Origin of the sequence: Pseudomonas siliginis, from assembly GCF_024072275.1 — a bacterium.
GTDB lineage: Bacteria > Pseudomonadota > Gammaproteobacteria > Pseudomonadales > Pseudomonadaceae > Aquipseudomonas > Aquipseudomonas siliginis.
The window spans coordinates 1,551,800-1,566,261 of the sequence record NZ_CP099598.1 but is presented as its reverse complement, the minus strand read 5'-3'; the positions used below and the strand labels follow the sequence as shown (position 1 = coordinate 1,566,261).

At 60.3% G+C, this 14,462-nt stretch carries 14 protein-coding genes; 5 read left to right on the top strand and 9 right to left on the bottom strand.

Translation table 11 applies throughout. From position 1 onward, the window contains the following. Window positions 1-121: 121 nt before the first annotated feature. The gene (cysK, locus tag NF676_RS07470; RefSeq protein WP_041478837.1) at window positions 122-1,096 is read right to left on the bottom strand and encodes a cysteine synthase A; all 975 of its coding nucleotides are present in this window, start codon (window positions 1,094-1,096) and stop codon (window positions 122-124) included. A gap of 141 nt (window positions 1,097-1,237) precedes the next feature. Here cysK and NF676_RS07465 point away from each other — a divergent pair, with 141 nt between their 5' ends. Then, window positions 1,238-2,314, top strand: a complete 1,077-nt coding sequence (locus NF676_RS07465; RefSeq protein WP_056783605.1) for a DUF748 domain-containing protein — start codon at window positions 1,238-1,240, stop codon at window positions 2,312-2,314. Here NF676_RS07465 and NF676_RS07460 read toward each other — a convergent pair. Further along, entirely contained in the window at window positions 2,311-2,808 is a 498-nt protein-coding gene (locus NF676_RS07460; protein ID WP_095180658.1) for a helix-turn-helix domain-containing protein, read from the bottom strand. The two genes, NF676_RS07465 and NF676_RS07460, sit on opposite strands and share 4 nt — an antisense overlap. Window positions 2,809-3,033: 225 nt before the next feature. Between NF676_RS07460 and NF676_RS07455 the strand changes: the two genes are divergently transcribed. After that, window positions 3,034-3,879, top strand: a complete 846-nt coding sequence (locus tag NF676_RS07455; protein ID WP_007911294.1) for an AAA family ATPase — start codon at window positions 3,034-3,036, stop codon at window positions 3,877-3,879. Window positions 3,880-3,891: 12 nt separating this feature from the next. After that, on the top strand, window positions 3,892-5,070 hold the full coding sequence (locus NF676_RS07450; RefSeq protein ID WP_016771218.1) for a vWA domain-containing protein: 1,179 nt from the start codon (window positions 3,892-3,894) through the stop codon (window positions 5,068-5,070). Window positions 5,071-5,158: 88 nt separating this feature from the next. Here the strand turns inward: NF676_RS07450 and NF676_RS07445 are convergent, their stop codons facing one another. The 4 genes from NF676_RS07445 to NF676_RS07430 form a co-directional block, all read right to left on the bottom strand. Next, window positions 5,159-6,082 carry a 5-oxoprolinase subunit C family protein gene (locus NF676_RS07445; RefSeq protein ID WP_252887464.1) on the bottom strand — a complete coding sequence of 308 codons (924 nt, stop codon included), beginning with the start codon at window positions 6,080-6,082 and terminating at the stop codon, window positions 5,159-5,161. After that, on the bottom strand, window positions 6,079-6,783 hold the full coding sequence (locus NF676_RS07440; RefSeq protein ID WP_252887463.1) for a 5-oxoprolinase subunit B family protein: 705 nt from the start codon (window positions 6,781-6,783) through the stop codon (window positions 6,079-6,081). Before NF676_RS07440 ends, NF676_RS07445 begins: the two co-directional genes overlap by 4 nt. Beyond that, a complete protein-coding gene (locus NF676_RS07435; protein WP_252887462.1) occupies window positions 6,780-7,532 on the bottom strand; it encodes a 5-oxoprolinase subunit PxpA in 753 nt (250 codons plus the stop codon). The genes NF676_RS07440 and NF676_RS07435 overlap by 4 nt, the downstream gene beginning before the upstream one ends. 62 nt (window positions 7,533-7,594) lie before the next feature. Next, window positions 7,595-8,881, bottom strand: coding sequence for an MFS transporter (locus NF676_RS07430; protein WP_095180653.1), 1,287 nt, complete (start codon window positions 8,879-8,881; stop codon window positions 7,595-7,597). Window positions 8,882-9,040: 159 nt separating this feature from the next. Here NF676_RS07430 and NF676_RS07425 point away from each other — a divergent pair, with 159 nt between their 5' ends. After that, complete coding sequence (locus tag NF676_RS07425; RefSeq protein WP_252887461.1) at window positions 9,041-9,955, top strand: LysR family transcriptional regulator; 915 nt, start codon at window positions 9,041-9,043, stop codon at window positions 9,953-9,955. Between the two features lie 254 nt (window positions 9,956-10,209). Here NF676_RS07425 and NF676_RS07420 read toward each other — a convergent pair whose 3' ends face one another. Genes NF676_RS07420 through NF676_RS07410 form a run of 3 tightly spaced genes read right to left on the bottom strand, consistent with a single transcriptional unit; the run spans window position 10,210 to window position 12,054 of the window. Further along, the gene (locus NF676_RS07420; protein ID WP_016771223.1) at window positions 10,210-10,752 is read right to left on the bottom strand and encodes a DUF2937 family protein; all 543 of its coding nucleotides are present in this window, start codon (window positions 10,750-10,752) and stop codon (window positions 10,210-10,212) included. Window positions 10,753-10,764: 12 nt separating this feature from the next. Next, the gene (locus NF676_RS07415; RefSeq protein ID WP_252887460.1) at window positions 10,765-11,541 is read right to left on the bottom strand and encodes a class II glutamine amidotransferase; all 777 of its coding nucleotides are present in this window, start codon (window positions 11,539-11,541) and stop codon (window positions 10,765-10,767) included. 15 nt (window positions 11,542-11,556) lie between these two features. Continuing rightward, complete coding sequence (locus NF676_RS07410) at window positions 11,557-12,054, bottom strand: hypothetical protein (RefSeq protein ID WP_041478845.1); 498 nt, start codon at window positions 12,052-12,054, stop codon at window positions 11,557-11,559. Between the two features lie 236 nt (window positions 12,055-12,290). Between NF676_RS07410 and NF676_RS07405 the strand changes: the two genes are divergently transcribed. Next, window positions 12,291-14,345 carry a S9 family peptidase gene (locus NF676_RS07405; RefSeq protein WP_252887459.1) on the top strand — a complete coding sequence of 685 codons (2,055 nt, stop codon included), beginning with the start codon at window positions 12,291-12,293 and terminating at the stop codon, window positions 14,343-14,345. Window positions 14,346-14,462 lie beyond the last annotated feature (117 nt).

Genomic DNA, 14,462 nt, shown 5'->3' with positions numbered 1-14,462 from the left:
TGATAAACACTACCGGCCTGCGGAAAAACCCGCCTGACACAAGATTCAGTGTTAAGCATTACGCAACAAAGCCTTTATTAGCATGCAGCACCTGAACCTCGGCTGACCTGAATCAACAGGCTTACTGCTGGTTCTCCTGCTCGGTAAACAGGTCACTGAACAGCATGCTCGACAGGTAACGCTCACCCGAATCCGGCAGCACCACGACGATGGTTTTACCCTGCATCTCTGGTTTCTCCGCCAGACGCACCGCCACCGCCATGGCAGCACCGCAGGAAATGCCGCACAAAATCCCCTCTTCCTGCATCAGGCGCAGAGCCATGGCCTTGGATTCTTCATCGGTCACCTGTTCGACACGATCGACCATCGACAGATCAAGGTTCTTCGGCACAAAACCGGCACCGATGCCTTGAATCTTGTGCGGGCTCGGCTTGATCTCGGCGCCGGCCAGAGCCTGGGTGATGACGGGCGAAGACGCCGGCTCGACAGCCACCGACAGAATCGGTTTACCGGCGGTGTTCTTGATATACCGCGAGACACCGGTAATGGTTCCGCCGGTGCCGACGCCAGCCACCAGCACATCCACGGCGCCGTCGGTGTCGTTCCAGATTTCCGGGCCGGTGGTCTTTTCGTGAATCGCCGGGTTGGCCGGATTATCGAATTGCGCCGGCATGAAATATTTATCGGTATCGCTGGCGACGATTTCCGCAGCTTTCTCGATGGCGCCTTTCATGCCCTTGGCCGGCTCGGTCAACACCAGTTCCGCGCCCAAGGCTTTAAGAACCTTGCGGCGCTCGATGCTCATCGATGCCGGCATGGTCAGCATCAACTTGTAGCCCCGCGCAGCGGCGACAAAGGCCAGACCGATACCGGTGTTACCGGAAGTCGGCTCGACAATGGTCATGCCCGGCTTGAGTTTGCCGCTGCCTTCGGCGTCCCAGATCATGTTGGCGCCGATTCGGCATTTGACCGAGTAACCGGGATTGCGCCCCTCGATCTTGGCCAGAATCGTAACCCCGCGCGGCGCGATGCGGTTGATCTGGACCAGCGGCGTATTACCGATGGAATGGGCGTTGTCAGCGTAAATACGGCTCATGGCTGGGTCCTTATGCAGCGTTGAATTCAGCCTTCCAAGGTAAGCCCGTTGCCGATCACAGTCCAGTCGGGTCGAACGTCTGCAAACGCGCGGAGTCAATCGCTTTGAATCGTCAAGCCACACTCTTGAAGGAACAATGGCATGAAACGTCGTTACAGCTGGCCGCTCTGGACCCTGGCGGGTGTCGTGGTGCTGCTGGTCGCCCTGCATTTCGCCCTGCCCTATCTGGTACGCGACTACCTCAATGACAAGCTCGCGGACATGGGCGATTACCGTGGCCAGATCACCGACGTCGACCTCGCGCTGTGGCGTGGTGCGTACAAAATCAACGGCCTGAAAATCGTCAAGGTCGACGGCAAGGTCCCGGTGCCGTTCGTCGATGCGCCGTTGATCGACCTGTCGGTGAGCTGGCATTCGCTGTGGTACGACCATGCCGTGGTCGCGCAGGTGCAATTCCTCAATCCCGAAATCAACTTCGTCGACGGTGGCCCCAACAAGCAGAACTCGCAAACCGGTCAGGGCACCGACTGGCGTGAACAATTGGGCAAGCTGCTGCCGATCACCCTCGATGAAGTGCAGATCAACGACGGCCGCATCACCTTCCGCAACTTCAATTCCAAGCCGCCGGTGAACATGAATGCCAGCAACGTCAACGCCAGCATCTACAACCTGACCAATGTGGTCGACAAGGAAGGCAAACGCGACGCCCGCTTTGAAGGCAAGGCCTTGCTGCTGGGCCACGCGCCATTGGAAACCACCGCCACCTTCGATCCGCTGAGCAACTTCGAAGACTTTGAATTCCGTCTGCGCGCTCGCGACATCGAGCTCAAACGCATGAACGACTTCGCCGCCGCCTACGGCAAGTTCGACTTCAACGCCGGCCACGGCGACGTGGTTATCGAAGCGAAAGCGGAGAAAGCCCGACTCACCGGCTACATCAAACCCCTGCTGCGCGACGTCGACGTTTTCAACTGGCAGCAGGACGTCGAGAACAAGAACAAAGGCCTGTTCCGCTCAATCTGGGAAGCGCTGGTCGGCGGCACCGAGACCGTGCTGAAAAACCAGAACAAAAACCAGTTCGCCACTCGCGTCGAACTCAGCGGCAATGTTCACCAGCAGAACGTCAACGCCTTCGAAGCGTTTTTGCAGATTTTGCGCAATGGCTTCATCCAGGCATTCAATGCGCGATATGAGCGGCCGAAGCCGGATGAGGGTTAATTTTTGCGGTTGACGACATATCGACCTGTGTCTTCGGCCGCTATCGATGAACGCTGTTGCAGCGAATCCCAGCCCAGACAGGCCAACGCCAAAGAACGTGGCACTGCTTCACGCCCATTGCTGTAACGGCTGATGCTGCGAGCGCTCACACCGAGCGCTTCGGCCGCATCATTGAGAGAAAGTCCGGTACGGGCGCGCCAATCGATAAAAATGCGCGTGTTCTCATCCTGGGCATTTTGCGCTAGCGCATCCATATACAACGTGTCTGCACCGATCTGTACGTCGGGATCAACCCATTCAACGATCCACCCCTCGTCCCCGACTACGGCAGTCGCAAAGACTTCGCGATCAAGCAGTGGCCGCAGACCTGGATAAGTATGAATATCCATCCCCAAATCAACTGTCAGTTCCTGACCATTGATAAATGTCAGCGCCAACCTGAAATCCGACAGGACGTGCGCAGATCGCAGACGCGGCCGTTTCATGGGTAACATCGATTTTCTGCCCTTTTTACTAACCAAGTAAGAAAGGCTATCGCCAAATCGGCGATACCGAAATACTGGCCATCCGCCGAGACTGAGTCAACATGTGACGCTCCATTCAGAGACTGAATAAGCCGTCTGCGTTCACAGTCGACCGGCGTGCGCGTTATAGTCGGGCATCCGATTATTCGCCCCGCCCTGCCCGCAAGGTCAGCGTTACCGTTCGAGGATTTGCAGATGAAGTTCGAAGGCACCCAGGCCTACGTCGCCACCGATGACCTGAAGCTGGCGGTCAACGCCGCCATCACCCTGGAACGGCCGCTGCTGGTCAAGGGTGAGCCGGGCACCGGCAAGACCATGCTCGCCGAGCAACTGGCCGAGTCGTTCGGGGCCAAGCTGATCACCTGGCACATCAAGTCCACCACCAAGGCCCATCAGGGTCTGTACGAGTACGACGCGGTCAGCCGTTTGCGCGACTCGCAGCTGGGCAATGAAAAAGTCCACGACGTGCGCAACTACTTGAAGAAAGGCAAGCTCTGGGAAGCCTTCGAGTCCGAAGAGCGGGTGATTCTGCTGATCGACGAAATCGACAAGGCCGACATCGAGTTCCCCAACGACCTGTTGCAAGAACTCGACAAGATGGAGTTCTACGTTTACGAGATCGACGAGACCATCAAGGCCAAGAAGCGCCCGATCATCATCATTACTTCCAACAACGAGAAAGAGCTGCCGGACGCCTTCCTGCGCCGCTGCTTCTTCCACTACATCGCTTTCCCCGACCGCACTACCCTGCAGAAAATCGTCGACGTGCACTACCCGGACATCAAAAAGGACCTGGTCAGCGAAGCGCTCGACGTGTTCTTCGACGTGCGCAAGGTACCGGGCCTGAAGAAAAAGCCTTCGACGTCCGAGCTGGTCGACTGGCTGAAACTGCTGATGGCCGACAACATCGGCGAAGCGGTGCTGCGCGAGCGCGATCCGACCAAAGCCATTCCGCCGCTGGCAGGCGCACTGGTGAAAAACGAACAGGACGTGCAACTGCTTGAGCGCCTGGCGTTCATGAGCCGGCGCGGCACCCGCTAAGAGGCTGCTGCCATGTTGCTCAACCTGTTCAACGAAATGCGTGCAGCCAAGGTGCCGGTGTCGGTACGCGAGCTGCTCGACCTGATCAACGCGCTGAAACAGCGCGTGACCTTCGCCGACATGGACGAGTTCTACTACTTGTCGCGGGCGATTCTGGTGAAGGACGAGCGCCATTTCGACAAGTTCGACCGCGCGTTCGGTGCCTACTTCAATGGCCTGGAGAAACTCGACGATCACTTGCAGGCGCTGATTCCCGAAGACTGGCTGCGCAAGGAATTCGAGCGTTCGCTGAGCGACGAAGAACGCGCGCAGATCCAGTCCCTTGGCGGGCTGGACAAGCTCATCGAGGAATTCAAGAAGCGTCTGGAAGAACAGAAGGAACGTCACGCCGGCGGCAACAAATGGATCGGCACCGGCGGCACCAGCCCGTTCGGTTCCGGCGGTTTCAACCCGGAAGGCATCCGCGTTGGCGATGCCGGCAAGCGTCAGGGCAAAGCGGTCAAGGTCTGGGATCAGCGCGAGTACAAGAACCTCGACGATTCGGTGGAACTGGGCACGCGCAACATCAAGGTCGCCCTGCGTCGTCTGCGCAAGTTCGCCCGTCAGGGTGCGGCGGAAGAGCTCGACATCGACGGCACCATCGACCACACCGCCAAGGATGCCGGCCTGCTGAACATCCAGATGCGCCCCGAACGGCGCAACACGGTGAAGCTGCTGCTGTTGTTCGACATCGGCGGTTCGATGGATGCGCACGTGAAGATCTGCGAGGAATTGTTCTCGGCCTGCAAGACCGAGTTCAAGCATCTTGAGTATTTCTACTTCCACAACTTCATTTATGAATCAGTGTGGAAGAACAACATGCGCCGCACTTCCGAACGCACCTCGACCCAGGATCTGCTGCATAAATACGGCGCCGACTACAAAGTGATCTTCATCGGTGACGCCGCCATGGCGCCGTACGAAATCACCCAGGCCGGTGGCAGCGTCGAGCACTGGAACGAAGAGCCGGGTTACGTGTGGATGCAGCGCTTCATGGAGAAATACAAGAAGCTCATCTGGATCAATCCGTATCCGAAAGATACCTGGGGCTATACCTCGTCGACCAACATCGTCCGCGATCTGATCGAGGATCAGATGTATCCGCTGACGCTGCGCGGGCTTGAAGAAGGGATGCGGTTTCTTTCCAAATAATCGTTAACTCGACGAACGCCTTCGCGAGCAGGCTCGCTCCCACATTGGAATGCTTTTACCTGTGGGAGCGAGCCTGCTCGCGAAGCTTTTAGCGATCTTTAAAGCGCTGCAAATACTCGACATGCTCGCGGTGCGCGACGTCCTGCACTACCGGCCTCAATTTCACCTTCGCTCCCGGCAGGCATTGCGCCAATCGCGCCAACGCCAGCGGCGTCAACGCGCCCAGGCGCGGATAGCCGCCAATGGTCTGGCGATCGTTGAGCAACACGATCGGTTGGCCATCGGGCGGCACCTGCACCGCGCCCAACGGAATCCCCTCGGAGATCATCGGCGCGCCCTGATATTGCAACGCCGAGCCGAGCAGGCGGATGCCCATGCGGTCGGCGCGACTGTCGAGTGTCCAGGTGCTGTTGAACACATCGAACAGGCTCTGCCCGCTGAACTGGCCGATCTGTGCGCCGAGCACCAAATCCAAAGGCGCGTGCATTTTGAAATCCGGCCGCAGCGCCGAAGGCATTTCCCGTACTGCCAACGCTTCGCCGCTGTAACCGAGCACCGCCCCTTTGGCGAGCGGAAGGCCCATGCCATCAAGCCCGCCCAATTCTTCGCGCACCACCGTGGCACTGCTGCCCAGTACCTTGGGCGCAGTAAACCCAAAGGGCGCGGCCAGATACGCCCGGGCGCCGAGCAAAGGCTGCGTGAACCGCAATGTCTGGCCTTTCGCCAATTTGAAACTGCGCCACGGCGCCAGCGGCTGGCCGTCGATCTGCGCGCCGAGATCCGCTCCCGCCAGCGCCAGCAGGCAATCCTCTTCAGCCACAACAGCAAACCCGCCGAGGGTGATTTCAACCACTGCTGCATCCAGCTCATTGCCGAGCAGCCAATTGGCCCAGCTCATCGAACACCAATCCGCCGCGCCGCCCTGGGTCACGCCCAGATGCCGCACGCCAAACCGCCCGGCATCCTGCAACAGGCACAGCGGTGTGCTGGCTTCGATCGTCAATCGACTCATGCCAACGCCTCCAGTGGTGTGTCATCGCCGCCCAAGCGTATGAATTCGGCGTGATCGACGGCTTCGAAGCGCACCGTGTCGCCCGGTTGCATCAGGCTGTAGCCGTCGCGATGGCGATCAAACAGTTGCGCCGGGGTGCGCCCGATCAGGTTCCAGCCACCAGGTGAAACTACCGGATAAGCCGCCGTCTGCCGCTCAGCGATGCCCACGCTGCCGGCGGCAACTTTCTTGCGCGGCGTGCTCAAGCGCGGCGCGGCGAGCATTTCTTCGACCAGACCCATGAAGGCAAAACCCGGCGCAAAGCCCAGCGCGAACACCTGATATTCCCGTGCGCTGTGCCGACGAATCACTTCCGCCACTGGCAGCCCGCTGCGTTCGGCCAACAGGCTCAATTCCGGGCCGACACTCAAGTCGTACCAGACCGGCAAGACGTGACACTGCCCGGCACGGCGCGCATTCGGCGCCAGATCGACCAGCGCTTCGGCGATCAATTCACGCGCCTGCGCCGGACTCAACAGCGTCAGGTCGTAATGCACCATCAACGTCGTATAGGACGGCACCAGATCGATCAACTGTGCACCAAACGCCGTGCGCAAACGCTCGCTCGCGGCGAGCAGCCACGGCATGTTGGCTTCGGCGATTTCATCGAACAGACGCAACATCAGGCAGTCGAGCGCCACCACTTCAATCCGTGGGTTCATGACGCACTCGACTGCTGCAAGGCCTGGCGAATGCGCTGCACGGCGGCCACGGAACTGGCGTTGTCGCCGTGGACGCACAAGGTATTGGCGCGCAGGTTCAAAGCGCTGCCATCGCTGGCGGTGAGCGCGCCGCCATTGGCGATGGTCAGCGCTTGCTCGACGATTTTTTCGGGATCGTGATGCACGGCGCCCGGCAGTTGCCGGGAGACCAGCCGGCCGGCGCTGTCGTAGGCACGGTCGGCGAATGCTTCAAACCACAGCGTTACGCCGTATTCATCGCCAATTTGCTGCCCCGCAGCGTTGTCTCGGGTCGCCATCAACATCAGCGGCAGATTGCGATCATAAGCGGCCACGGCCTGCACCACCGCGCGCAACTGCGCAGGGTTGGCCATCATGTCGTTGTACATCGCGCCGTGGGGTTTGACGTAGCTCACGCGCCCGCCCTGCGCCTTGCAGATGCCGTCGAGGGCACCGATCTGGTAATGCAGGATGTCTTGCAGCTCTTGCGCGGAATACGCCATGGAGCGTCGGCCGAATCCGACCAGATCCTGATAGGCCGGGTGCGCGCCAATCTGCACGCCGTGCTCGAGCGCCAGCGCCACGGTTTTGCGCATGATGCTCGGGTCGCCAGCATGGAAACCACAGGCAACGTTGGCGCAATCGATAAAGGGCATGACTTCGGTGTCCAGACCCATGGTCCAGCTGCCGAAGCTCTCGCCAATGTCGCAATTCAATAGCAGGCGGCTCACGGTGAACACTCCTGTAGCTGCTGGTCTTTTTATCTGTAGGAGACTTCTGCGCAGGGTATCAGTTACTGCGCGTCGAGTTGCTTGCCACGGGTTTCCGGCAGGCTCAGCGCCGCCAGAATCACCACGCCATAGGAGACCGCCGCGAAGGCGCCGATGCCCATGCTCAATGGCACTTTCTGGCTGAGCAGGCCGATCAACAGCGGGAACAACGCCGCCAGCGCGCGGCCGATGTTGTAGCAGAAACCCTGGCCCGAGCCGCGAATCCGCGTGGGGAACAGTTCGGTGAGAAACGCACCCATGCCGCTGAAAATTCCCGAGGCGAAGAAGCCCAGCGGAAAGCCCAGCCAGAGCATCACGCCATTGCTGACCGGCATCTGCGTGTAGAGCAGAACGATAGTGAACGAGCCGACGGCAAACAAAATGAAGTTCTTTTTCCGCCCCAGCAGGTCGGTCAGATAAGCGCTGGTCACATAGCCGACGTAAGAACCGACGATCACCATCGCCAGATAACCACCGGTGCCAAGCACGCTCAAACCGCGCTCGTTCTTGAGGAAAGTCGGCAGCCAGGAGGTAATCGCGTAGTAGCCGCCCAGCGCACCGGTGGTCAGCAACGAAGCGCGAAATGTGGTGAAGAGCATGCCCGGTGCGAAGATCTCGTAGAACTTCGCCGGGTTTTCCGGAGTTTGCGCGGCTTTGGCTTCGCGATAGATCTCCGGATCTTTCACCAGTCGACGGACAAAAATCACGAATATCGCCGGCACGATGCCGAGGATGAACAGCGCGCGCCAGGCATCTTCCGCTGGCAACACCGAAAACAGCAGCGCGTACAGAATCGCCGTCAGGCCCCAACCCAGCGCCCAGCCGGATTGCACCATGCCCACCGCTTTGCCGCGATCCTTGGCGCGGATCACTTCACCGATCAACACTGCGCCAGCGGTCCATTCACCGCCGAAACCGAAGCCCATCAGGGTGCGGGCGATCAACAATTGTTCGTAGTTTTGCGCGAAGCCGCAGAGGAAGGTGAAGAAGGCGAACCACAGCACCGTCAGTTGCAGGGTGCGCACACGGCCGATGCGGTCGGAGAGAATCCCGGCGACCCAACCGCCGATGGCCGAGGCGATCAGGGTGCTGGTGTGAATCAGTCCCGCTTCGCCCGTAGTGATGCCCCACATCGCGATCAGCGTCGGCACGACGAAGCTGAGCATCTGCGTGTCCATACCGTCCAGACCGTAGCCGATCTTGCAGCTCCAGAACGTGCGGCGCTCCTGCTGGTTGATGTTGCGATACCAGTCGAATGGCCCCGGACGCGCCGCAGGCTTGGATAAAGGAAGGGTGTCGGGAGCACTCATGGCAAATCTCCGCAGGGCTTTTATTGGTCTTGTTCGAAGCTCCGACGACGCCTATCGTGGGAACCGGATGCGCCGATTTTTCGTCGCCCTGCCCTGCGCCGTCCAACGAATAAAAACCCGCCTTAGGCATAAGAAAAATTTGTCACTCGAGCCTTGTCCATGAATCTGAAGTTTCTCGAGACCTTTGTCTGGGTCGCGCGTCTGAAGAGTTTTCGCCTGACCGCTGACAAGCTGTTCACCACCCAGGCATCGATTTCCAGCCGCATTGCAGTGCTCGAAGGCGAGCTGGGCGTAAAGCTGTTTTTGCGCGACTCACGCGGCGTCAGCCTGACCCCGGAAGGCCTGAAAGTGCTGGACTATGCCGAGCAGATGCTCGACACCATGGCGGCGCTGAAGCAGTCGATCGAGACCCGTTCGAGCAAGGTCGGGCGGGTGCGTATCGGCGTGATGGACACAGTGATCCATACCTGGCTGAGCCCGCTGGTGGCGCAGATGACCGATCTGTACCCACGGGTGGAAATCGAATTGATCGCGGATACCGCGCTGAACCTCTGCGATCAACTGCAAAAAGGCTTCCTTGATCTGGTTCTGCAAACCGATCTGGTCCGTCACGAAAGCGTGCGCAGCCTCGAGCTGGCAAGCCATCCGCTGGGCTGGATTGTCGCGAGCAATTCGATCCACAACCGTGACTACGCCGACCTCGCCGAACTGGCACAGGAGCGGATCATCACCTATTCGAAAAACTCACGACCGCATCAGGATATCGTCGCGCTGATGCAGGCCAGCGGCGTCATGGCGCCACGCTTGAATTGCGTGAACTCGGTGTCGGCGATCACCCGGTTGTTGCGCGATGGCTTCGGTATCGGCGCGCTGCCGCCGGTGCTGGTGACCGAGGAGCTGGCGCGTGGCGAATTGATCGTGCTCGACATCGAGCAGCGGCCGGCGAATCTGCCGGTGGTGGTGTCGTGGCGGGTCGGGGTTGAGTGGGTCGAGGAGATCGTGACGTTGTGTCAGCAGGTCCTGGCGGGGTATGCGCACAAGGTCGGCAAGGACTACATCACCCTTACTGAATGATTACGTGGCGAGGGGATTTATCCCCGCTCGGCTGCGCAGCAGTCGTGATTGCGGCCAACGCGGTCTTTCAGTGCAGGTTTTGGGGCTGCTGCGCAGCCCAACGGGGATAAATCCCCTCGCCACAGAACTCATTCACCACAGAACCCACTCGCCACAGAACTCATTCACCACAGAACCCACTCACCCCAGAGCCCACTCACCACAGAATCCCCCATGCCATAAGGCCTCTCTTGCCAGAGGGGATTGTGCAAGTCTTACAAACCGCGCACATCGCGATCTTCGATCGGTCGGCTCTGGCGCAGGCGGCGGCCGCCGAGGACGACCCAGTCGATCAGGCGGAACAGGCATTCGATGCCGAACGACAGCAGCAATGCGCCGCTCATGCCCCAGATCATCGCCTCTGGCGTCAGCAAAATCTGGTAGCTGTAGCCGTTCCAGGTTTCCTTGCGAATATCCGGATCGGCGGCCAGCACCACTTGCAGGAAGCGCACATACCACGGGCCTTGCATCGCCTGGAATTGCTTGTCCAGCGCGACCTGGCGGGTGAGCAAAGTATTCAGGCTGTCGGCATCGCTGCGAAAAATCGGGTCTTCGCTGGCACGGTAATGTGCGACCAGCGCCTGCATATCGCCTTTGAAAAACTGATCCGCCGTGCCCTGGAAACCACGCAGGCCGGTCTGCGCTTCGATCAGGTGCGCTTCGACACGTTGCGCGTAATCGTTGATGAACCCCGGCACCTGGACACCGATCAACAGGCCCGCCGCAAACAACACCAGCCGTAGATAACTGAGCAACATGGGTGCAAATCCTTATTCGGTCTTGCCCTGGCTGACGCATTCGCCGCGTCGCCACAGGCTCCATTGGCCCGGTTCGTAACGGGTCCAGGTTTCGTTTTCGGTCAAAGGCTCGGTGGCAATCACCGTGACCACGTCGTTGGGCGTGGTTTCGGCCTGGAAGTCGACGATCACATCGACATCCTTGAGCCGCGCCGGGCCGAACGGTGCGCGGCGGGTGATCTGGGCGAGTTTGGTCGAGCAGTAACAGAACAGCCAGTCACCGTCGCTGAGCAGGCAATTGAACACGCCTTTGCTGCGATATTCGGCGCACGCTGCGACCAGATCCGGCAGCAGCGTTTCGATATCGACCGGCTCGGGGAAGGCTGCGCGTACCCGGTTGAGCAAATCGCAGAACGCCGCTTCGCTGTCGGTATCGCCGACCGGTCGGTAGAAACTCTTGATCGCAGTGAAGTCGGCGAGCTGGCCGTTGTGCGCGAAACACCAGTTGCGCCCCCACAGTTCGCGGACGAACGGGTGGGTGTTGGACAGGCAGACCTTGCCGACGTTGGCCTGGCGGATGTGGCCGATGACCACTTCGCTCTTGATCGGATAACGCTGCACCAGGTTGGCCACTTCCGACTCGCTGCTCGCTGCCGGATCCTGAAACAGCCGCAGGCCCCGCCCTTCATAGAAGGCGATGCCCCAGCCGTCGCGGTGCGGGCCGGTGCGGCCGCCGCGCTGCATCAGGCCGGTGAAGCTGAACACGATGTCGGTCGGCACGTTGGCACTCATGCCCAGTAATTCACACATGTGCGGACTCTCGGGTTACAGACGCGGCTCGACCCGCATGCGCTGCGGATTGTTCGGTACTGGCGGGCGACCGTAGCGGTCGTCACCGGCGCCGCCGAACGGTTGATCATCGTCGCGCTCTTCGGCACGGGCCGCAGCCTTGGCGGCCTCGGCGCGTTCACGCCGTGCTGCCGAGGCACGCTCGATCGGCAGGCGGATCAAAACGAAAACCAGATACACCCCGAAGGCGATCATGCCGTACATGAACAGATCGGAAACCGCGCGCCAGGCGTTGTTGCCGACCTTGAACAGCATGTCCAGGGCGGTGATGGCGATGGCCGGTGCAACTTTGGCTTTCACCGGATCGACGATGGTCGGGCTGAACAGCAACACCGCCATCAGCACACGCAGCGGCTCGCGCAGCCAACGCCACATCCAGGTGGTCAGGCGCATCCATACCAGCAGGCAGCCCACGGCGGCAAAGGCGTAAAGGCCCCAGGCGATCAGATAGTCGTTCTCGGTCATGGTGTCCATGGCAAGGCAGGCAAATAGGCGCTTATAGTAACGACTTTTCGCCCATGCGGCTTGTCCCAATACCAGACGGCCAGCAGCCGCCCCTGTGGGAGCGAGCCTGCTCGCGAATACGGACTGTCAGTTGCAACAGCGTTGCCTGACACACCGCTTTCGCGAGCAGGCTCGCTCCCACACGGGCTGCGGCGCTTTCAAGACCTGCGAACAACCCAATTCCGAATATTGTCCGAGAGCCTTCCATGCCCCAATCCGCCAATGTCATGACTGCCCCGATTGCCCACCGGGCGCCCGGCGCCGACCCGTATGCCTGGCTGCAGGAACGCGATACCGACGCGGTGCTCGACTACCTCAAGGCTGAAAACGCTTATCAGGAAGCGCAAACCGCCGATCAGGCCGAGCTGCGTGAAAGCCTGTTCAACGAGATCAAGGGGCGGATTCTCGAGACTGATCTGTCCCTGCCCTCGCCCTGGGGCCCCTACCTTTATTACACGCGCACCACCGCCGGTGACGAATATGCCCGGCACTACCGCTGCCCGCGCCCGGCGGACGACAGCCTGACCCTCGATGAAAGCCGCGAACAATTGCTGCTCGACCCGAATGCGCTGGCCAATGGCGGCTTCTTCTCCCTCGGAGCTTTCAGCATCAGCCCCGATCACCAGCGCCTGGCCTACAGCGTTGATGCCTCGGGCGATGAGATCTACACGCTGTTCGTCAAGGAGCTGTCCAACGACAAGGTCAGCGAACTGGAATTCGAGGACTGCGACGGCAGCATGACCTGGGCCAACGACAGCCTGACCCTGTTTTTCGGTGTGCTCGACGACACCCATCGCCCGCATAAACTGTTCCGCTATCGTCTCGATGGCACCGCCGCTGAAGAAGTCTTCCACGAGCCGGACGGTCGGTTCTTCCTGCATTGCTACCGCGCCAGCTCCGAACAGCAATTGCTGCTGTCGCTGGGCAGCAAGACCACCAGTGAAGTCTGGGCGCTGGACGCCAACCAACCGCACCTGCCGTTCAGCTGCCTGGCGCCACGGGTCGAAGATCACGAATACGACGTCGACCACGGCCTGCTCGATGGCGTCTGGACATGGTTTATCCGTACCAACCGCGACGGCATCAACTTCGCCCTGTATCAGGCCCCGGACACTGGCGTGCCGCCGAGCGAGGCCGACTGGCAGAACCTGATCCCGCACAACGAAGAAGTGATGCTCGACGGTGTCAGCCTCAACACCGAGGCGATGACTTTGAGTCTGCGCGAAGGTGGCCTGCCGATCATCGAGGTTCACCCGCAGGGCTCGGCGCCGTATCGCGTGCAATTGCCCGATGCGGCCTACAGCCTCCACGTGCAAAACAGCCTGGAATTCGAGAGCGACCGCATTCGCCTGCGCTACGAAGCGTTGAATCGCCCGGCCCAGGTGCGCCAGTTGATTCTTGCCAGCGGCGAACAAACGGTGCTCAAGGAAACCCCGGTACTCGGCCAATTTGATGCCGACGCCTATGTCAGCCAACGCCTGTGGGCGACCGCCCCGGACGGTACGCAGGTGCCGATCAGTCTGGTGATGAAACGCGAGATGGTCGGTAAACCGGTGCCGCTGTATCTGTATGGTTATGGCGCTTACGGCTCCAGCCTCGATCCGTGGTTTTCTCACGCCCGCCTGAGCCTGCTCGATCGCGGCATGGCCTTCGCCATTGCCCACGTACGCGGCGGCGGCGAGCTGGGCGAAGCCTGGTATCGCGCCGGCAAGCAGGAACACAAACACAACACCTTCAGCGACTTCATCGCCTGCGCCGAATTCCTGATTCTCAACGGCATCACCACGGCGGAGAAACTGGCGATCAGCGGCGGCAGCGCCGGTGGCCTGCTGATCGGCGCGGTACTCAATCAGCGCCCGGACCTGTTCGGCGTGGCGATTGCCGAAGTGCCGTTCGTCGACGTGCTCAACACCATGCTCGACCCCGATCTGCCGCTGACCGTCACCGAATACGACGAATGGGGCAACCCGGAAGAACCGGACGTCTATGATCGGATCAAGGCTTACGCACCGTACGAAAACGTCACCGCGCAAGCTTATCCGCCACTGCTGGTGATCGCCGGCTACAACGACAGCCGCGTGCAGTACTGGGAAGCGGCCAAGTGGGTAGCAAAATTGCGCGCAACCAAGACCGACGACAATGTGCTGCTGCTCAAGACCGAACTGGGCGCCGGGCATGGCGGTATGAGCGGGCGCTATCAGGGATTACGTGACGTAGCGCTCGAATATGCATTTGTGTTCAAGGTTTTGCAGATTGCCTGAGGAACTCTGTGGGTGGCTTGGGTCTTACAGCAGACCCTTGTGGCGAGGGGATTTATCCCCGTTGGGCTGCGAAGCGGCCCCAAACCCTGCAAACTCAGTATTCCTGAAGCACCGAGT